This window comes from Photobacterium sp. Alg240-V54 (genome assembly GCF_900537155.1).
Lineage (GTDB): Bacteria > Pseudomonadota > Gammaproteobacteria > Enterobacterales > Vibrionaceae > Photobacterium.
The window spans coordinates 53923-73336 of record NZ_UNRL01000012.1 but is presented as its reverse complement, the minus strand read 5'-3'; the positions used below and the strand labels follow the sequence as shown (position 1 = coordinate 73336).

General features: G+C 43.4%; 24 protein-coding genes. 19 read left to right on the top strand and 5 right to left on the bottom strand.

The features are described from left to right. Positions 1 to 11: 11 nt before the first annotated feature. The 3 genes from ubiH to gcvH all read left to right on the top strand — a co-directional run bounded on the left by ubiH (position 12) and on the right by gcvH (position 2965). Positions 12 to 1199 carry a 2-octaprenyl-6-methoxyphenyl hydroxylase gene (gene ubiH, locus G6R09_RS18560; RefSeq protein ID WP_163923959.1) on the top strand — a complete coding sequence of 396 codons (1188 nt, stop codon included), beginning with the start codon at positions 12 to 14 and terminating at the stop codon, positions 1197 to 1199. Positions 1200 to 1201: 2 nt separating this feature from the next. After that, positions 1202 to 2413, top strand: coding sequence for an FAD-dependent 2-octaprenylphenol hydroxylase (locus G6R09_RS18555; RefSeq protein ID WP_065167862.1), 1212 nt, complete (start codon positions 1202 to 1204; stop codon positions 2411 to 2413). Positions 2414 to 2572: 159 nt separating this feature from the next. After that, the gene (gene gcvH, locus G6R09_RS18550) at positions 2573 to 2965 is read left to right on the top strand and encodes a glycine cleavage system protein GcvH (RefSeq protein WP_065167863.1); all 393 of its coding nucleotides are present in this window, start codon (positions 2573 to 2575) and stop codon (positions 2963 to 2965) included. A gap of 45 nt (positions 2966 to 3010) precedes the next feature. On the opposite strand, the gene G6R09_RS18545 is transcribed toward gcvH, so the two are convergent. Next, positions 3011 to 3214, bottom strand: a complete 204-nt coding sequence (locus G6R09_RS18545; RefSeq protein WP_065167864.1) for a DUF1107 domain-containing protein — start codon at positions 3212 to 3214, stop codon at positions 3011 to 3013. Positions 3215 to 3683: 469 nt separating this feature from the next. Here G6R09_RS18545 and G6R09_RS18540 point away from each other — a divergent pair, with 469 nt between their 5' ends. Genes G6R09_RS18540 through nqrM form a run of 3 tightly spaced genes read left to right on the top strand, consistent with a single transcriptional unit; the run spans position 3684 to position 4657 of the window. Then, a complete protein-coding gene (locus G6R09_RS18540) occupies positions 3684 to 3983 on the top strand; it encodes a DUF134 domain-containing protein (protein WP_065167900.1) in 300 nt (99 codons plus the stop codon). A gap of 3 nt (positions 3984 to 3986) precedes the next feature. After that, complete coding sequence (locus G6R09_RS18535) at positions 3987 to 4457, top strand: NifB/NifX family molybdenum-iron cluster-binding protein (RefSeq protein ID WP_065167865.1); 471 nt, start codon at positions 3987 to 3989, stop codon at positions 4455 to 4457. Next, a complete protein-coding gene (gene nqrM / locus G6R09_RS18530; protein ID WP_065167866.1) occupies positions 4454 to 4657 on the top strand; it encodes a (Na+)-NQR maturation NqrM in 204 nt (67 codons plus the stop codon). The genes G6R09_RS18535 and nqrM overlap by 4 nt, the downstream gene beginning before the upstream one ends. A 56-nt stretch (positions 4658 to 4713) precedes the next feature. Here nqrM and G6R09_RS18525 read toward each other — a convergent pair whose 3' ends face one another. From G6R09_RS18525 to ygfZ, 3 genes are all read right to left on the bottom strand, one after another. Next, positions 4714 to 5664, bottom strand: coding sequence for a LysR family transcriptional regulator (locus G6R09_RS18525; protein ID WP_163923956.1), 951 nt, complete (start codon positions 5662 to 5664; stop codon positions 4714 to 4716). Between the two features lie 69 nt (positions 5665 to 5733). Next, complete coding sequence (locus G6R09_RS18520) at positions 5734 to 6219, bottom strand: aminoacyl-tRNA deacylase (protein ID WP_065176726.1); 486 nt, start codon at positions 6217 to 6219, stop codon at positions 5734 to 5736. After that, complete coding sequence (gene ygfZ, locus G6R09_RS18515) at positions 6209 to 7189, bottom strand: tRNA-modifying protein YgfZ (RefSeq protein ID WP_065176727.1); 981 nt, start codon at positions 7187 to 7189, stop codon at positions 6209 to 6211. The genes G6R09_RS18520 and ygfZ overlap by 11 nt, the downstream gene beginning before the upstream one ends. 252 nt (positions 7190 to 7441) lie before the next feature. On the opposite strand from ygfZ, the gene G6R09_RS18510 reads away from it, so the two are divergent. Both G6R09_RS18510 and G6R09_RS18505 read left to right on the top strand, forming a co-directional pair. Then, a complete protein-coding gene (locus G6R09_RS18510; protein ID WP_060999836.1) occupies positions 7442 to 7702 on the top strand; it encodes a succinate dehydrogenase assembly factor 2 in 261 nt (86 codons plus the stop codon). Then, positions 7671 to 8117, top strand: coding sequence for a protein YgfX (locus G6R09_RS18505; RefSeq protein WP_306440123.1), 447 nt, complete (start codon positions 7671 to 7673; stop codon positions 8115 to 8117). The genes G6R09_RS18510 and G6R09_RS18505 overlap by 32 nt, the downstream gene beginning before the upstream one ends. A 39-nt stretch (positions 8118 to 8156) precedes the next feature. Here the strand turns inward: G6R09_RS18505 and nadB are convergent, their stop codons facing one another. Beyond that, positions 8157 to 9773 (bottom strand): L-aspartate oxidase, encoded by a 1617-nt coding sequence (gene nadB / locus G6R09_RS18500; RefSeq protein ID WP_065167871.1) that lies wholly within the window; start codon positions 9771 to 9773, stop codon positions 8157 to 8159. A gap of 517 nt (positions 9774 to 10290) precedes the next feature. Between nadB and rpoE the strand changes: the two genes are divergently transcribed. From rpoE to acpS, 11 genes are all read left to right on the top strand, one after another. Then, positions 10291 to 10869: an RNA polymerase sigma factor RpoE gene (gene rpoE, locus G6R09_RS18495; protein WP_065167872.1), complete on the top strand. Its 579-nt coding sequence runs from the start codon at positions 10291 to 10293 to the stop codon at positions 10867 to 10869. Between the two features lie 26 nt (positions 10870 to 10895). Then, positions 10896 to 11543 (top strand): RseA family anti-sigma factor, encoded by a 648-nt coding sequence (locus G6R09_RS18490; protein WP_065167901.1) that lies wholly within the window; start codon positions 10896 to 10898, stop codon positions 11541 to 11543. After that, positions 11543 to 12529, top strand: a complete 987-nt coding sequence (gene rseB / locus G6R09_RS18485; protein ID WP_065167873.1) for a sigma-E factor regulatory protein RseB — start codon at positions 11543 to 11545, stop codon at positions 12527 to 12529. The genes G6R09_RS18490 and rseB overlap by 1 nt, the downstream gene beginning before the upstream one ends. 2 nt (positions 12530 to 12531) lie before the next feature. After that, the gene (locus tag G6R09_RS18480; protein ID WP_065167874.1) at positions 12532 to 13029 is read left to right on the top strand and encodes a SoxR reducing system RseC family protein; all 498 of its coding nucleotides are present in this window, start codon (positions 12532 to 12534) and stop codon (positions 13027 to 13029) included. 75 nt (positions 13030 to 13104) lie between these two features. Next, the gene (gene lepA / locus G6R09_RS18475; RefSeq protein ID WP_065167875.1) at positions 13105 to 14901 is read left to right on the top strand and encodes a translation elongation factor 4; all 1797 of its coding nucleotides are present in this window, start codon (positions 13105 to 13107) and stop codon (positions 14899 to 14901) included. Positions 14902 to 15046: 145 nt separating this feature from the next. Beyond that, positions 15047 to 15946 (top strand): signal peptidase I, encoded by a 900-nt coding sequence (gene lepB, locus G6R09_RS18470; RefSeq protein WP_065167876.1) that lies wholly within the window; start codon positions 15047 to 15049, stop codon positions 15944 to 15946. Between the two features lie 10 nt (positions 15947 to 15956). Next, positions 15957 to 16631, top strand: a complete 675-nt coding sequence (rnc, locus tag G6R09_RS18465; RefSeq protein WP_065167877.1) for a ribonuclease III — start codon at positions 15957 to 15959, stop codon at positions 16629 to 16631. Continuing rightward, complete coding sequence (gene era / locus G6R09_RS18460) at positions 16628 to 17533, top strand: GTPase Era (RefSeq protein WP_060999817.1); 906 nt, start codon at positions 16628 to 16630, stop codon at positions 17531 to 17533. The genes rnc and era overlap by 4 nt, the downstream gene beginning before the upstream one ends. 8 nt (positions 17534 to 17541) lie before the next feature. Beyond that, complete coding sequence (recO, locus tag G6R09_RS18455; protein WP_065167879.1) at positions 17542 to 18252, top strand: DNA repair protein RecO; 711 nt, start codon at positions 17542 to 17544, stop codon at positions 18250 to 18252. Beyond that, positions 18249 to 18980, top strand: a complete 732-nt coding sequence (gene pdxJ, locus G6R09_RS18450; protein WP_065167880.1) for a pyridoxine 5'-phosphate synthase — start codon at positions 18249 to 18251, stop codon at positions 18978 to 18980. Before recO ends, pdxJ begins: the two co-directional genes overlap by 4 nt. Further along, positions 18980 to 19360, top strand: a complete 381-nt coding sequence (gene acpS / locus G6R09_RS18445; protein WP_065167881.1) for a holo-ACP synthase — start codon at positions 18980 to 18982, stop codon at positions 19358 to 19360. The genes pdxJ and acpS overlap by 1 nt, the downstream gene beginning before the upstream one ends. The last annotated feature ends 54 nt before the right edge of the window (positions 19361 to 19414 follow it).

Genomic DNA, 19414 nt, shown 5'->3' with positions numbered 1-19414 from the left:
AAGGACAAAATGTGAAGCAATATGATGTGGTTATTGCCGGTGGCGCAATGGTGGGTGCATGCTTAGCGATTGCACTTGATGAATTAACCCAGCATCAATTACATATCGCGGTGGTTGAAGCGGTCGCAACCGATGAGCAGCAACATCCGGGCTATGATGCGCGCAGTATTGCACTGTCGCATGGTTCGAGCCGCTTATTAGACTCGATTCAGCTGTGGCCGGCATTGGCAAAGGTTGCGACGGCAATCAAGCACATTCATGTGTCTGATCGTGGTCATGCTGGTATGGTTGAGTTATCCGCGCAGCAACTGGCTGTTGATGCCTTAGGTTATGTGATTGAATTGGCTGCTGCCGGTGAAATTTTTCATCACCAGTTAGCAACGCGCCCACAAATTGATCTGTTTTGTCCCGCAAAAGTTGAGCATATAGAACGTACTCAATCAGAGGCGTTAGTGCGGTTAAGTAATGGTAAACGGTTACGAACTAAATTAGTGGTCGCTGCTGATGGTGCGCTATCCCATTGTTGTGATTTACTTCATATCGGTCGCAATGAATATGATTTTGAACAAGTGGCGATCATTGCTAACGTTACCACTGCAGAGCCGCATCAAGGCCAAGCATTTGAACGCTTTACTCATCATGGACCAGTAGCATTATTGCCGATGTCTCAAGGGCGAAGTTCATTGGTGTGGTGTGTTGAGCCGCAGCAACAAGCGCGAATTATGGCATTGTCTGATGCGCAATTTTTAGCAGAATTACAAACCGTATTTGGATGGCGATTAGGCGCGTTGACTATGGTGGGTGAACGTCATTGTTACCCATTAATATTACGTCAAGCGCAACGGTTAGTATCACATCGCACTGCGGTGATTGGTAATGCTGCTCAAACTCTGCATCCTATCGCTGGTCAAGGTTTTAATCTTGGGCTTCGCGATGTGATGACGTTAGCGGAAGAAATTGCAGCCGGCGTTGCCCGCGGGGCCGATATTGGTTTACCCACCGTATTAGGCCGTTATCGTGAGCGCCGATTACCAGATCGACAAGCAACCGTTGCTATGACAGCGGGGTTGGTGGGCTTGTTTGCCAATGATAATCCTGCGCTCGTGGCTGGGCGTAATCTGGGCTTGATGACTATGAGCCTTTCTAACACACTTCAAGCACCGCTGTTACGCCGTGCGATGGGACAGGTAAAACGATAGCTATGATGCAAAATGTTGATATCGCCATTATCGGTGGTGGCATGGTCGGTTTAACGTTGGCAGCAGCGTTAGCCGATACTGAATTACGAGTGGCAGTGATTGAAGGCAAATTACCTGATCCTGAGTTAGCTGCGTTACCTGACGTGCGAGTGTCAGCTTTAAGCCGTGCCAGCGAGCGAATATTACGTGGGGTTGGGGCTTGGAATGGCATTTGTGACCGTCGAATGAGCCCTTACAGCAAAATGGAGGTCTGGGAACAAGACAGCTTTGCACATATTGATTTTGATGCTGAGCGTTTAGCCCAACCTAATTTAGGCTATATTGTTGAAAATCGAGTGATTCAGTTAGCGTTACTGGATCAGGTTAGTAAGCAAGCCAATGTGAGCTTGTTTGCCCCTGATAAATGCCAAAATATCGCGTTTGGTGAAACAGAAGCTTGGATCACATTAGAATCAGGCAAAAACCTCACTGCTAAATTAGTGGTTGGTGCTGATGGTGCCAATTCTTGGTTGCGCCAACATGTTGATATTCCACTGACCCATTGGGATTACGGTCATAGTGCGCTGGTGGCTAATATTCGTTGTGATGAACCTCACTTGCAGACCGCGCGGCAAATTTTTCGTCCTGATGGTCCATTAGCCTTTTTACCATTAGCGGAACAAGATTTGTGCTCAATTGTATGGTCATTGCCACCAAAGCAAGCCGTGCAACTTTGTGATGTCAGTGACGAGCAATTTAACCAACACTTAACCGCTGCGTTTGATCACCGATTAGGGTTATGCCGAGTTGAAGGTCAGCGCCAAGCCTTTCCACTTAAAATGCGTTACGCTCAAGATTTTGTGCGTGAGCGGGTGGCATTAGTCGGGGATGCGGCTCATACGATCCATCCATTGGCAGGCCAAGGCGTTAACCTAGGTTTATTGGATGCTGCGGCATTAGCGCAAGAAATTATTGGTTTATGGCAAGCGGATAAAGATATTGGTAAGCAAGCTAACTTGCGTCATTACGAGCGCTGGCGTAAAGCTGAAGCGGCGAAAATGATCACCGCTATGCAAGGTTTTAAGACCCTGTTTGATGGTGCTAATCCAGCTAAAAAATTGGTGCGCGATCTCGGAATGTTATTTGCCAACAAAGCGCCCGGTGTCAAAGATGAATTTATGCGACATGCGTTAGGGTTAAGTGGCGAATTGCCTGAGTTAGCTCGCTATAAGTAATTCCGGTTCAGCACTCTAATTGAGTAATAACCTATTAAACCGTAGCATTTTTTGTTGCGGTTTTTTTATGTCTAAATGAAGCAAAATAAATTATTTCACCTACAGTAAAACATAGAGTGATAGTTACCGATGAATAGTGAGTTTAAAAAGGATATATGAATGAGCTATGTGCCCTCAGAATTAAAATTTACCCATACCCATGAATGGCTACGTGATGAAGGTGATGGTATTTATACGGTTGGGATCAGCGATCACGCTCAAACCTTATTAGGCGATATGGTGTTTATTGATTTACCTGATAACGGTACTGCTGTTGATGCGGGTGAAGAATGCGCTGTGATTGAATCAGTAAAAGCGGCATCAGATATTTATGCTCCATGTACTGGAACGATTATCGCTATTAATGAAGAACTTGATGCGGCACCTGAATGGGTAAATAGTGATCCTTATGGTGATGGATGGCTATTTCAAATTCGTATTGATGCAGACCAAGATACCGATGAATGGCTTGATGCCGAAGATTATCTCGACACGATTGCTGATGATGAATAGTAACAATGATTAAAGCCCACTCAATCAGTGGGCTTAATGCTGTCTTTAGTAAACTTCACGTAGACGCTTAATTTCGAGGTTAACTTCGTTAACCGTATCATAATGATGTTGTTGCGCCTTAACTGGCACTAACAATATTCCCTTCTCAAAATGATAGCCACCACGACCATCAATATAAATTCTTCCTTTAAATATACGACTAACATGCTTGGCAATTAATTTAGGCAAGTAGCGTTTGAACATCCGCATAATACAGTTTAACTCCGACCGTCCTGGCGATTAACGGCATTAGTATACTCGAAATCAAATGACGTTTTTGTGACATTATCAGCGTAAATTTAACGATATTGTTAAATTGATAACGTATTCAACAGCTATAAACGTAATCGGCAGATTAATATCCTAAATTGGCAGTATTTTATAAATCATTAATCTTGTAGAAAACGGGCTATTTTCTGTGACGATAAAGACAAGATTGCCGATGTTTGACTGTGATTGCTTATATATGGTGTTTTTTTGAACGTAAGCTGGTGCTGGTGGTATTCGTTACGGTGATAGCTTTGAAGGCTATTTCGATACTTTATGCTGAATATTGAGCGGTGGTGAAACATCAATCAAATGCTAAAAATAATTTAGATCGTCATTTATGATCTTAGATCAAGGTATAGTTTTTGGCGTATGCCAATAATAACTTAAATAAACCGAGATGATGATCATTATGGCACGTCCAAAAATTGTCAGAAAAATCAGCTGTCGTCCTGCTTATAGTTGCTTTAAACCCAACGGGGTACCAATGAAGCAATTACCGCGATTAACCTTAGCGAGTGATGAACTTGAGGCACTAAGGCTGGTAGATATGCAAGGATTACAGCAACAGCAAGCAGCGCAACAACTCGGTGTATCACGCCAAACCTTAGGTAATATTATTGCTCGTGGACGCCATAAAGTGGCTCAAGCATTAGTGATGGGAATGGCATTAGAGTTAGCACCAGACAGCACACAGACTACCGAGGATTAATTTATGTTAATAGCAATTGCATTGACGCCACGAAATCAAATAGCGGGCCATTTTGGTAAAGCAGCCACGTTTGCTATTTATGATCAGCAAGGTCAACTGGTTGATCGAATTGAAAACAGTGGTAGTCGTGAGTTGGGATGCAAACATAAAAAAATATTGCAGCGCCAACTGGCAGCATTGAATGTGACTGAAATTGTATTAGGTAATATTGGCACCCGTTCTTTAGCGCGACTATTACAAGCGGGGTTTAGTGTCAGTCGGGTTGCACCACGAACAACATTAGCCGACTTTTTAGCAGGTAGCGTGACCAAAGAAGCATTACTAACAGCAGATCAAGGCCGCGCTTGTAAACGTGAAAAAGGAGGCTGTGGCTGTGGTTGTGGCACTAAAAAATCAGCCCCAGCGGCGGTTAAAATTGGCATGTTGAGCCCAGTTACCCATAGCCTTGGTAAAATTGGTGGTTTAAAGCTATGACCACGTTTTTATTAACCTTAGGGATCTTCTTGGCTGTTATTGCGGCAATGGCAATTGGGTGGTGTGTAAAACGTCAAACAATCAGTGGCAGTTGTGGTGGTTTAGCCAATGTTGGTGTCAATAAAGAGTGTAATTGTGATGAGCCTTGCGATGAACACAAACTTTATCAAATCCAAGAACCGAGTAGTCACGCGCGTTAATAGCTTGATATTGAATGAGTAATTATTGGCAGGGCATCGTTGCTCTGCCACTGTTATTAAGCGCCAGATCGAAGTTGTTCAACGTGCGAGATCACCGTGTTGGCAACGATGTCGCGTAACCATTGATTGCGAGGGTGATTACTGTTGCGATGGAGCCATAATAACCGAATATCAAAATCAGCAATGGCCACTGGCGGTGGGCATTGGGTTAATTGGTCATTGAATATATCCAGTTGTGCCATCAAGCGTGATACTACACACAGTAAATCGCGACCGTTTAACAAATGCCGAATAGTGAGAAAGTTATGCGATCCCACTGCCACTTGGCGTTGAAATCCTTGTTGGTGTAATTGAGCATCAACTTGGGTGGTGAGCTTACCATCTGGGCTTACCAGCGCATGAGGATGGCGGCTGTATTGATCGAGACTCACTTGGTCATTAAGTCCTGTTGCCTGTTGATCATAAAGGCAAACATGATCTTCGGTATATAAATACTGATGTTCAATATCCTTGCCCATGTCTGTCATTGAACCGATAACCACATCGATGCGGTGCTGATTAAAATCAGTATGATAGCTATGGCGATCGACATTAAAAAAGCTCAGTTGACATTGTGGCGCTTGCTGGTGAATCGCATCATATAATGCTGGAGCAAATAACAACTCGGCGTAATCGGTTAAGCCTATTTTAAAGGTGCCACAGAAATCAGCTGGCACAAATACACTTGGTCGCAGTAGTTCGTTAGTAATCAATGCTAAAATGGTATCGACGGTTGAAGCATGCTCTAACGCGGTTTGGGTCGGTAACATTTGGTGGCCATGACGTTCAAACAAAGGGTCATTTAATAAGCTTCGTAGTCGCGATAAGTTATGGCTCATTGCCGACTGACCAATGGCGAGTTTATTGGCCGCTTTAGTCACGCTGCGGGTTTCCATTAATGCAGAAAAAGCAATTAATAAATTTAGATCAACCCCGCGCCAATTAATATCGTGATGATAATTTGTCATCAACAGTTCCTTTATGTTCAATCAAGCGGCATTGTGATTAATGCCGCTGATATTATGGCTGATGATTAATTAGAGCTGATCTCGGCAGATATCTGCGAGCATGGGATCGCATAAGATCAATAAATCATCGGTGGCGATCTCAATTCCAGCCATGCGATCACCACTACTGATATTCACTTTTTCTATTGCCGCAATCGCATTATCAAACACGATCACCAGTGGCCGCTTTAAGCCGAGCGGAGCAACCGTACCGATAACTAAACCTGTGACTTTTTCAACTTCGGTTGCATCCGCGCAAGTCATGCGCTGGCAACCTAATAATGCGCGTACTTTTTTAGGATCGACCGCTTGTGGACCCGGTACACATGCCAGTACATGAAACCCCGACATGTCTTTGAGTAAGATGGATTTAACCATATGCTGTGGATCTACCCCGCGTTCAGCTGCCGCCTCGGCAATGGTTTTTGCGGGCTTGGTATGCGGCAGTAAACGGTAATCAACCCCTTCACTTATCAATAGCTGAGTAACGGGGGTATTTATTGAGTTATTCTGCATTGACATCGTACGGTAGGTCGAGTTTGTGCCATAGCGCATCTGGCGCAGTTGCGAAACGGAATTGACTATCAGCATCAAGATCATTGGGTAATACAACCAACGCTAAAGCATGATTGTCACTGTAGTGATAACCACAGATCACGGTGCCACCTTTACGCCAATTTTCGCCGACACTACGCTCTAATGCATCACCTGGTTGTGGGCATTGTGTTGCCGTACCTGTCACGATATACATTGCACGTTTATTGATACCACGGTATTTAGCTCGAGCAACAGTTTCTTGACCGGTATAGCAGCCTTTTTTAAAGCTAATACCATCAACCGCTTGTAAGTTTACTGCTTGAGGAATGAATTCAAGTTCAGTGGTGTTATCAATGCGTGGCATTGCCGCTTGAATGTCATACAGATTCCACAGCTCAGTGGTGGTTAAGGTTGCTGTTGGTGCTAACGTGGTGATAACACTGTCAGCCTGTTCGGCAGTGGTGATAATTAACCAGCGCGCGCTATCGACTTTTACAACTGTGGCGGTGTCGTTATGGCGCACATTAGCATCACCACTGAAATGATGATCAATGGTTGCTTGGGCTTGCTCTCCCGTGAGTCCTAAAATAACAGCGTCTGTTTGAGTGATCTCGGTTTTAGAAAAGACCGCATATTTTTTTAGTTCAGGCAGTTGGGTTGCCATTACGCTGTGACGTTGTAGTAAACCGTAACCATCCTGATAATGGAACACGCGCATGATAGTGCGTAATTTTCCTTTGGCATCACAGTGACCTGCAAAGGTTGATGCACCAGCGGCTAATGACACTACATCACAGGTTAATTGACCTTGTAAGTAGGATTTACTGTCAGGGCCAACAAGCGTCACCATGCCCCAATCGCTGAGGTTGATCATCGCTAAATCAGGTAAAGAATCGGTGCTAGTTAATGCTAGCGGGGTGAAAGAGTGCTGAGTTGACCAGGTGTTCATAATGGTATCCACCAATGCTGTAATGATGACGCTATGTTATACCAACTGAGCAAAATATTTAACCATGGTAATACGATGAGTTAATTGGCTGTTTTTATTGGTCGTCATTATGGTGGGCTAGGTCTCATCTTGAGCGATTGTTTGTGTTGACGCATGGTCGTTATAGAGTACGACTGGTACTATCTTTATCATGGAAATACGCCAAGTATTCAATGTTCAGTGAGCCAATAGGCACGCACATAGAGGTTATGTATGTTAGTTGCAGAAGAGAGAGCCCGCGTTAAATGGGCATGTCGTCGTGGCATGTTAGAGTTAGACGTGCTGGTGATGCCATTTTTTGAAGAATGTTTTGATGATCTATCAGAGCAGCAGCAACGTGATTTTATTTCTCTGCTAACTTGTGATGATCCTGATTTATTTAAATGGATGATGCAACATGGCCGTAGTGATAATCCTGCTCATGCGATGATGGTCGATAAGATTGTTGCCCACAACAACAGCAAGCTACGTTGATTTAGCGCTTCATTTATCCCCGCGCCTGCACACTGCACTGAGTCGATGTTACTTTGGTGCAGTGCTACTGATGTTTACAGTCCCACCGGTTTTTTGGCCGTTGAGTTATTTTTTTGCCGAAATGTTAATCTTTGAATGGCAACGGATATACCACCATTATTTGCGTCAGCAAGGGCCATTACGGCTCTATAGTGATGGTCATCTGCGCTGGTGTGAGCAAGCGGGTAAAATTGTAGCGGTGAAAGTGGTCACTCGGTGGTTAGTGATATTGTCGATAGCACATCAGCGTAATCAATGGCTGATTATCTGCTGTGACAGTTGTGATGCTGCAAGTTATCGGAGCTTAAAAATGTCGCTGCATTTAGGACTATTAAAGCCAGCTGCAGACAATAACGATGATGCTAACGAGCATTAGTATCATCGTATTGTTGAGCGATGACTTATTTCAGCGCGGTTAGTAATTATTAGGCACTAAAATGGTGGCAGTTGCTTGTTCATCTAAATCTGGATAATCAAGGGTGTAGTGTAATCCTCGACTTTCTTTGCGCGCCATTGCACAACGTACTATCAGCTCGGCAACTTGTAATAAATTACGCAGTTCAAGCAAGTTATTTGAAACTCGAAAATGGCAATAATACTCATCAATTTCGTGTTTAAGTAATTCAATGCGGTTCATTGCCCGCTCTAAACGTTTGGTTGAACGCACAATGCCAACGTAATCCCACATAAATAGTCGTAATTCATGCCAGTTATGTTGAATCACCACTTCTTCATCGGAATTAGTCACTTTACTGTCATCCCAAAATGGCAGCTGTTGTGGCTGTAAGATAGTGTTAAATTGGCGCTCAATATCTTGTGCCGCTGACCATGCATAAACCACGCACTCAAGTAATGAATTAGAAGCCATGCGGTTGGCGCCATGGAGGCCGGTATAGCTGACTTCACCAATAGCATATAACCCGTCAATATCAGTTTTACCTGATTTATCCACCATCACTCCGCCACAGGTATAATGTGCAGCAGGCACAATTGGAATCATATCTTGAGTGATATCAATCCCGTAACTCTGCAGTTTTTCAGCAATAGTTGGAAAGTGACTAGTGACAAAATCAGCCGGTTTATGGCTAATATCAAGATACATGCAGTCAGCACCTAAACGCTTCATTTCGTAATCGATCGCACGTGCAACTACATCGCGCGGCGCTAGTTCTGCACGTTCATCAAAATCAACCATAAAGCGGCTACCATCAGGGCGACGTAAATACGCGCCTTCTCCGCGTAGAGCTTCACTTAACAAAAAGGATTGGGCTTTAGGGTGGAATAGACAAGTAGGGTGAAATTGATTAAATTCGAGATTAGCAACACGACAACCTGCGCGCCATGCCATTGCAATGCCATCACCCGATGACACATCAGGGTTGGAGGTGTATTGGTAGACTTTTGATGCGCCACCAGTGGCTAATACCACAAACTTGGCGGCAAGGGTTTCAACACATTCTTTGTCGCGGTTCCAGACATAAGCACCTAAAGCGCGATTGGTGTCTGCTTGCGGATTGATTTTTTTCTCGGTGATTAAATCAAGCGCATTATGGCGTTCAAGAATGGTGATATTGGGATGGTTACGGGCTTGTTCTTGGAGTGAGGTTTGCATTGCCATACCGGTGGCATCTGCGGCATGAAGAATGCGACGATGACTGTGGCCACCTTCTAAGGTCAGGTGGTAGCGGGGATCGTCATCAGAATCAGATTCTTCACGATCAAAAGGTACACCGCCATCAATTAACCATTGCACACACTGCTTGGCGTTTTCAGCGATAAACTGCACTACATTTTGGTCACAAAGGTGAGCTCCGGCAATTAAGGTATCTTCAACATGGGATGCAATACTGTCAGACTCATCAAAAACGGCGGCAATACCTCCCTGAGCATAATAGGTTGCACCTTCACTAAGCGGGCCTTTACATAAAATAGTCACTTTACCAAGGTGAGCTAAATGCAGTGCCAGCGATAACCCTGCTGCGCCACTACCAATAACTAAAATGTCGCTATCGTGTTGATGAGGCTGGTTCATAATGATTGCATGTCCATGTGATAATCTTATTTCATGCTACCAAATTTGTTATAAAAAGACATGTTTGTTTGGATTTGGGTAAACTAAATATCATTAATATACGGTGCTTTAGCTATGTTATTGTTAAATGTTAGCCTGTTAACCGCTTCATACTATTGTGATTATTTTGCTTTTTTCAGTCACAGATCCTCGTTAGTATGATTATTTGAGGTAAAATGACGGCAGTTATTCTTTCTAGCCCTATTTCGTTATCAATAATAACTAAGTGTTAACGAAAGGGTAAATTATTTTATTGGCGGTGGAACTTTGCCATTATCCATCGGTCTTATGTAGTGCTCATGCTTATAAATATTTCATAAATCAGTGTTTTATTTACGGTGAGACTAACGCTTATAGTGGCAGGATAATCTAAATAAACCGTTGTGTATCAATACCGACTCAGTACCTTTATTGGTCTATGTTGTCGTGAGATGAATGCAATATTACTAAACAGTTAGACATGGGAGTAAACGCTCGAATGAGCGAGCAGCAAACTGATCAGGTACTAATTGAGCGAGTACAGCGGGGAGATAAGCAAGCATTCAACCTTTTGGTTATTAAATACCAGAATAAAGTTTGTAACCTTGTTTCACGTTATGTTAGCAATTCTGGTGATGTGCCAGATGTCGCTCAAGAAGCGTTTATTAAAGCTTATCGCGCCTTACCAACATTCCGTGGTGAAAGTGCTTTTTATACATGGCTTTACCGTATCGCTGTTAATACCGCAAAAAATTATTTAGTTGCTCAGGGGCGTCGTCCGCCAGCATTTGATGTTGATGCTGAAGATGCGGAATATTATGAAAGTGGAAATGCGCTTAAAGAAATATCGAACCCTGAGAACCAAATGTTGTCTGAAGAACTGAAGCGAGTTGTTTTTAGTACGATTGAATCACTACCTGATGATCTTAAAACAGCGATCTCATTGCGTGAACTGGATGGTCTAAGCTATGAAGAAATCGCTGAAATAATGGGATGTCCTGTAGGTACAGTTCGCTCACGTATATTCCGTGCACGAGAGACCGTTGAAAAACGTATTCGTCCTCTTATGCAGCAATAACAATGTTGCACCAAACGGTGGAAAAAATGGCTGATAAAGAAAAAATTTCGGCATTGCTAGATGGCGAAGACTTGGATCAGAGCATTATCAATGCGCTGACCGTTGACAAAGATAGCGAGCAAAGCTGGCATGACTTCAACCTCATTGGTGATGTCATGCGTGGTGATGTGCCGCAATGCAAACAATGGAATATTGCAGAAAATGTCGCGTTAGCGCTAGAAGCTGAACCGGCCCATACCGGGGCTGTGGTTACGCATGTAGAGGCTGTTGTTGAGCCGATTATTATTCAAGAACAACCGACCCCATTTAAAGCGAAGCGGACATTACCCGCTTGGCTATCCCAGTTTGGTCAGGTTGCGATGGCGGCATGTGTTTCATTAGCGGTTATTGTTGGTGTTCAACAATATGACGGTAATGGTGGCAGCCTTACTACAACAACCAGTAATGACGTGCCAGTGTTACAGACGATTCCATTTACAGGTAAAGCTGAACCTGTGAGCTTAAATACCAATATGGTAGACAATAATCAGACGCCGTCTGAATCACAGTTAATGGAGCAACGACGTCGAATCAATTCGATGTTACAAGATTATGAATTGCAACTTCGGTTCAATGCTGAAGACGGCAGTATCGATAATTCACGATTACATACTAATAATTCTGTGGCGGATTAATGAAAAAAATTCTGGTCGGTGCACTTGCATTGGTCAGCCTATTATTGCCACTCCAAGCCTCTGCTGAAGCGGTTAAACCTTCAACAGAGGCTTTGTTGCATCAAATGGGCCAAGCCAGTCGAGATCTTAGTTATGAGATGTCTTATATTTGGGTAAAGAAAAATAGCATTGACACTTTGCGCTATCGACATGCATTAGAGAATGGCCAAAGCTATGGTCATTTGTTGTTCCTTAGTGGTCCGCCACAAGAGGTGATTCAGCGTGGCGATGAAGTCAGTTATTTTGAGCCCGGACTCGATCCTTTTACAATTAAAAGTAACAAGATGGTCGCGCCGATATTGCCATTAATGAAGGCCAATATAGATAAACTGGCTCATTTTTACGATTTCATTGCTATGGGACGCGCACGTGAAGCGGGTGTTGCCTGTGATGTGGTTCGTATCGCCCCTAAAGACGGCAATCGTTATTCTTACCTATTGTGGATAGATCAAACGACTCACTTGGTGATGCGCGCTGATTTACTTGATCGCGATGGTGATTTATTAGAGCAATTTCGCGTGCTTTCTTTTGCGGTGAATCCTAAAGTTGCTGAAATGCTGAGTAAGCTTGATCAAGTTAAATTACCAGCCGTGGTACAATTACCGCAACAGCCGCAGAAAAAGCTGCAATGGAGCGTTAATTGGTTACCAAATGGCTTTACATTAATTGCAGGTAATCGTCATCGACTGCTACTGACTGAGCGCGCTGTTGAAAGTCGCATGTACAGTGATGGTTTGTTTAGTTTTTCTGTGTATGTTTCCGATGTCGATAATTTTGTTGGTCGTGGCCAACTGGTTCGTCAAGGACGGCGCACACTAACCACTCGCGTCGATGGCAATAAAGAAATTACGGTAGTGGGTGATATTCCACCGCAAACAGCACGACAAATTGCAGAAAACGTAACCTTTGATAAAATTAAACCTGAGGTTACCTCTACGAGTAAATAATCATGATGAGAACATTAGCGACAGTGGTCGCTGTTGATAGTGGTCATATAACGGTAAGTTGTCAGCAACAAACCAGTTGTGGTCATTGTGCTTCACGCGATAGTTGCGGCACGGGTATTGTCAGTAAAGCAATGCCAGGGCGTTCTCATTTGATCACTATCGACACCAATGAAAACATAACCCTTGGACAAGTGGTTGAAATTGGTTTGTCGGAGCGTAGTATGCTCAGTTCAGCGTTATTGGTTTATATGCTGCCATTACTGTTTTTAGTTGGTGGTAGTTTAATTGGCCAGTATCTATTTGTTGATCTAGCCGCCAGTAATCAGCTCGGTGTTATTGTATCCGCTGCAGTTGCTACCACCGTCGGATTACTGATTGCGAGGCATTATGCGAAGCGATTAGATGGGGATGCAGCCTATAAACCAAGCCTTATTCGAGTGCTAGGGCTACCTATTTCAGCAGATAAGCTGATAAATGCCGCATCGAAAGATAGCGAGTAGCGTTTAAATTCGGTAGAATCCGTCAACTTGATCTTAAGATCCCATTCATTTTAATCACGAGCAGTCACGCCATTCATGAAGCACATTCGTAACTTTTCGATTATCGCACATATCGACCATGGTAAGTCGACCTTATCCGACCGTCTAATTCAAGTCTGTGGCGGCCTTTCTGATCGAGAAATGGCTGCGCAGGTTTTAGATTCAATGGATCTTGAACGCGAACGCGGTATCACCATTAAAGCCCAGAGCGTAACGCTCGATTACACGGCTAAAGATGGTGAAACTTATCAATTAAACTTTATCGACACCCCTGGACACGTTGACTTCTCGTATGAAGTATCGCGTTCACTTGCAGCCTGTGAAGGTGCATTGTTGGTGGTTGATGCGGGTCAGGGCGTAGAAGCTCAGACTTTGGCAAACTGTTACACAGCCATGGAAATGGACTTGGAAGTAGTGCCGATTTTAAATAAAATCGACCTTCCAGCAGCCGATCCTGAGCGTGTAGCTGAAGAAATTGAAGACATCGTTGGTATTGATGCTATCGATGCTGTGCGCTGTTCAGCAAAAACAGGCGTTGGTGTTGACGAAGTTTTAGAAAAAATCGTTGAAGCGATCCCTGCACCTGAAGGTGATCCAGATGCGCCACTACAAGCACTAATTATTGACTCATGGTTTGATAACTACTTAGGTGTTGTTTCTTTAGTTCGTATCAAGAACGGTAAACTAAAGAAAAATGACAAAATCAAAGTAATGACCACCGGTCAAATCTGGGGTGTTGACCGTCTAGGTATCTTCACACCAAAACAAATTGATACCACTGAGCTAAACACTGGCGAAGTTGGTTGGGTTGTTTGTGGTATTAAAGATATTCTAGGTGCGCCGGTTGGTGATACTTTAACGCTAGCGAAAGGCGGTTGTGAAACTGCATTACCAGGCTTTAAGAAAGTAAAACCACAAGTTTATGCAGGTTTGTTCCCTGTATCATCTGATGATTACGAGAACTTCCGTGATGCATTAGGTAAATTAAGCCTAAACGATGCGTCATTGTTTTATGAGCCAGAAAGCTCGTCTGCACTTGGTTTTGGCTTCCGTTGTGGTTTCTTGGGTATGCTCCACATGGAGATTATTCAAGAGCGTCTAGAGCGTGAATATGATCTGAACTTAATTACTACTGCACCAACGGTAGTTTATGAAGTGAAGAAAAATGACGGTACGACACTGTATGTAGATAGCCCTGCTAAATTACCCGCTGTAAACGATATTGATGTTGTCGGTGAGCCAATTGCTCGCTGTAATATTTTGGTACCAAGTGAATACCTAGGTAACGTAATTACTCTATGTATTGAAAAGCGTGGTATGCAAGTTGATATGGTTTATCACGGTAATCAAGTCGCACTAACGTATGATATTCCGATGTCAGAAGTGGTACTGGATTTCTTTGACCGTTTGAAATCAACCTCGCGCGGCTATGCATCGCTAGATTATAATTTCCAACGTTACCAAGAATCAGACATGGTACGCGTGGATATTTTGCTAAATGGTGAGCGTGTTGACGCCTTAGCAATCATTACTCACAAAGAAAACTCACAGACTCGTGGTCGTGATGTTGTTGAGAAAATGAAAGAGTTTATTCCTCGTCAAATGTTTGATATTGCAATTCAAGCAGCTATTGGTGGCCATATCATTGCACGTTCAACCGTGAAGCAATTGCGTAAAAACGTAATCGCGAAATGTTATGGTGGCGATATTAGCCGTAAGAAGAAGCTACTACAGAAACAGAAAGACGGTAAGAAACGCATGAAGCAGATTGGTAATGTTGAATTACCACAAGAAGCTTTCTTAGCGATTCTTCATGTGGGCAAAGATAAGTAGTAACCGTTCTTTGTTTATAACAGTCTAGATATGATCAGGAAGTGCTTATTTAATCCGTTAAATAGCACTTTCTTTGACTTAGGCGTTTGCAGTAGAGTCAATCAACTAACTGTTGCGGTTAGTTGTATTAAACCTAAGGAATAACATGGCAAATACATTTTCAATAATATTGGTCTTAGCGACAATTTTTACCGGTATTATTTGGGCTCTAGATAAGTTTCTATGGGCACCAAAACGACAATTAAAAATTGCAGCTGCAGCAGAAAAAGCTGGTGGCCAAGTTGATGCAGAGGTAGTTGCACGTGTTGCTCCTCAACCGAGTTGGGTTGAATCAGCTAGTTCAATGTTCCCTGTTATTGCATTGATCATGATATTCCGTTCATTTATTTATGAACCGTTTCAAATTCCGTCAAAATCAATGTTACCAACCTTGTATGTTGGTGATTTTATTCTCGTTCAAAAGTTTGCTTATGGACTTCGAGATCCTGTTTTTGACCACAAATTCTTAGACACAGGTGAGCCTAAACGTGGGGACGTGATTGTATTTCGTTACCCGCCAAACCCAAAAATTGATTACATTAAACGTGTAATAGGTTTACCTGGTGATATGATTCGTTACAGCGCTGACAAACAACTATGCATTCAGCCTAAAGGCACTTCTGTTTGTAAGCCGGTTAAATTAACAAATATGAAAGATAGCGACTTTACTCAAGGTATGGCGCGTCTGATTGAGTTTAATGAACATCTTGGTGATGTGAATCATCATATTTTGATCAACCCATTGCGACGTGATAACCGTATGGCTTACGTACCTCGCCCAGGGATCGGTGAGTGGGTTGTACCAAAAGGTGAGTATTTTGTTATGGGTGACAACCGTGACAATAGTGCTGATAGTCGTTACTGGGGTTTTGTACCAGAAGCGAATTTAGTCGGCAAGGCGGTAGCTATTTGGATGAGCTTTGATTTCGATCGCAAGCCTGATAGTTTACTTCCATCTTGGATCCCTACCGGCGTACGTTTTGAGCGTATAGGTAGCATTAAATAATCGAGAGAAAATGACAACTCCAGCGAATAGGCTTCAGCGCAAGCTGGGCTACCAATTTAACAATTGTGAGTTGATGACATTAGCACTGACACATCGCAGTGCTAATGGCACCCACAATGAGCGCCTAGAATTTCTAGGCGACTCTATTTTAAGTTTTGTTGTTGCTGATGACTTATATCACCGTTTTCCTACTGTGGATGAAGGTGATATGAGCCGAATGCGTGCAACACTAGTCCGTGGTAAGACATTGGCTGAGCTAGGACGTGAGTTCGAGCTAGGCGACTACTTACTATTAGGTCCAGGTGAACTGAAAAGCGGCGGTTTCCGTCGTGATTCGATTCTGGCTGACTGTGTTGAAGCAATCATTGGCGCGGTTTATCTAGATAGTGATGTTGAGACTGTGCGTCAAGTCGTATTGGCTTGGTATAAATCACGTCTTGATACAATTGAACCAGGCATCAACCAAAAAGATCCTAAAACACGCTTGCAAGAGTGTCTTCAAGGTCGCCGTTTACCATTACCGTCGTATACTGTAATTAAGGTACAAGGTGAAGCTCATAACCAAGAATTCACCGTACAGTGTGATGTTTCAGGTTTGGATGAACCTGTTATCGGTAAAGGCGGCAGTCGGCGCAAGGCAGAGCAGGCAGCAGCAGAAATTGCACTTAACCAGTTGGAATCATGACAGATAAACAACATTGTGGCTTTATAGCCATTGTTGGTCGACCGAATGTCGGTAAATCAACCTTGCTTAACCGTTTAGTGGGACAGAAGTTATCGATAACTTCTCGTAAACCACAAACCACGCGCCACCGCATTATGGGTGTAGACACACGTGACGGCTATCAAGCGGTTTATGTGGACACACCTGGATTGCACATTGAAGAAAAGCGTGTGATTAACCGTTTAATGAACCGCGCAGCAAGCAGTTCATTAACCGATGTCGAATTAGTGTTATTTCTTGTAGATGGCACAGTGTGGACAGCGGATGATGAGATGGTACTGAATAAGCTTATTAAAAGTGAGCTACCAACAGTATTGCTGATCAACAAAGTCGACAACATTAAAGAAAAGCATGAGTTATTTCCGCATTTGCAGGAATTAGCGAACAAAATGCCATTTGTTGATGTGGTGCCTATTTCTGCAAAGAAAGGTACTAACGTTGATACGATTGAAAAAATTGTTCGTGAACATTTACCTGAGTGTGATTACTACTTCCCTGAAGAGTATGTAACGGATCGTTCACAACGCTTTATGGCGTCAGAAATTATTCGTGAAAAACTCATGCGCTTTACCGGTGAAGAATTACCGTATTCAGTGACAGTTGAAATCGAGCGTTTTGATTTTAACCCTGAAACCAACGGTTTTGATATCAACGGTTTGATTCTGGTTGAACGTAAAGGCCAGAAGAAAATGGTGATCGGTAAAGGCGGCGATAAAATCAAAGTCATTGGCCGTGAAGCCCGTTTAGATATGGAAGACCTATTTGAGCGTAAAGTGTACTTAGAACTTTGGGTTAAAGTGAAATCAGGTTGGGCAGATGACGAACGTGCACTGCGCAGCCTAGGTTACATTGACGATCTATAAGGAACGTAATGGAGGGCCTACAGCGTTGTTTCGTCCTTCATTATCGTCATTATAGTGAGACGAGCCTGATCCTTGATGTGTTTAGCGAGGATCATGGCCGTCTTACCCTACTTGCAAAAGGAGCGCGTCGTAAGCGTTCTAACCTCAAAGGAACCTTGCAACCTTTCACACCATTATTTATGAAATGGAGTGGTAAAGGGAGCATGCCGGTTCTCACTCATGCTGAGCCAATCAGTATTGGGCTGCCGCTGCGCAGCTATATTTTATATTCCGCGATGTACGTTAATGAAGTATTAGCGCGAGTATTAGAAAACCATACCCCTTATCCGGTGTTGTTTCTCGATTATTTGAATGTGTTGCGTGAGCTTGCACAAGCGGATAATCCAGAGCCCGCATTGCGTCGTTTTGAACTCGCCTTATTACATCATCTTGGTTACGGTATCGATTTTTTGCATTGTGCCGGCAGTGGGTTTGCGGTCGACGATCATATGACCTATAACTACCGCGAACAATTAGGATTTATTGCCTCAATAAAAATCAGCCAATTGACTTTTCGTGGTAATGAATTGAAAGCCATTGCTGCAAGGTGTTTTGAAACCCCGGAACAACTTCGAGCTGCGAAACGCTTTACACGCATAGCCTTAAAGCCGTATCTTGGTTCAAAACCACTAAAAAGTCGGGAATTATTTATTCCTCGAGCAAGGAGCATCGGAAAATGAGTAACATTCTACTGGGTGTCAATATTGATCATATCGCAACATTACGTAATGCCCGTGGCACACGATACCCTGATCCTGTTCATGCTGCAGAAGTAGCAGAACGTGCAGGTGCAGATGGTATTACGGTGCATTTGCGTGAAGATCGTCGCCATATCAATGATCGTGATGTGCGTATCTTACGCGAAACATTACAAACGCGAATGAATCTAGAAATGGCCGTTACCGATGAAATGGTGGCGATTGCTTTAGAGACTCAACCTGAATATGTCTGTCTAGTACCAGAAAAACGTGCGGAATTGACAACCGAAGGTGGCTTAGATGTGGCTGGGCAATGTGAAAAAATTACTGCTGCAACCACAGCATTAGCCGCAGCAGGGATTAAAGTATCACTATTTATTGATGCCGATAAACGCCAGATTGATGCGGCGCTTGCAACTGGCGCACCCTTTATTGAGTTACATACAGGCCATTATGCCGATGCAACCACAGAAGAAGTGCAAGCTGCTGAACTTGAAAAAATAGCGGTTGCTGCGACCTATGCGGCAAGCTTAGGCATTAAAGTTAATGCGGGACATGGCTTAACCTACCATAACGTCAAAGCTATCGCCGCCTTACCTGAGCTATATGAACTCAATATTGGCCATTCTATTATGGGACGCGCAATGTTTGATGGCCTTGAAAAAGCCGTGGCAGATATGCGTCTCTTGATGCAGGAAGCGCGTGGCTAATGGCAATTCTAGGTTTAGGGACTGATATTGTTGAAATCGAGCGGATTGAAAAAGTCCTTTCTCGTAGCGGTGATGGTTTTGCTGAGCGGGTGTTATCAGCCTCTGAACTTGAACAATATTACCGATTAAAGTTACGCGCTCGTTTTGTTGCAAAGCGATTTGCGGTTAAAGAAGCAGCGTCTAAAGCCTTGGGTACAGGCATTGCTTGCGGTGTCTCTTTTCAAGACTTTAGTGTTAGTAACGATGCACGTGGTAAACCGATGGTGACTTTTTCAGGTCAAGCATTAGTGTTGTTAACAGCAATGGAGGGCCAACATGTGCACCTAACGATTGCTGATGAACGGCGCTATGCTGTCGCAACAGTGATTATTGAGCGTTAAACTAAGGCTAATAACGGTAATAAAAAAAACGCTAGCTGATAAAGCTAGCGTTTT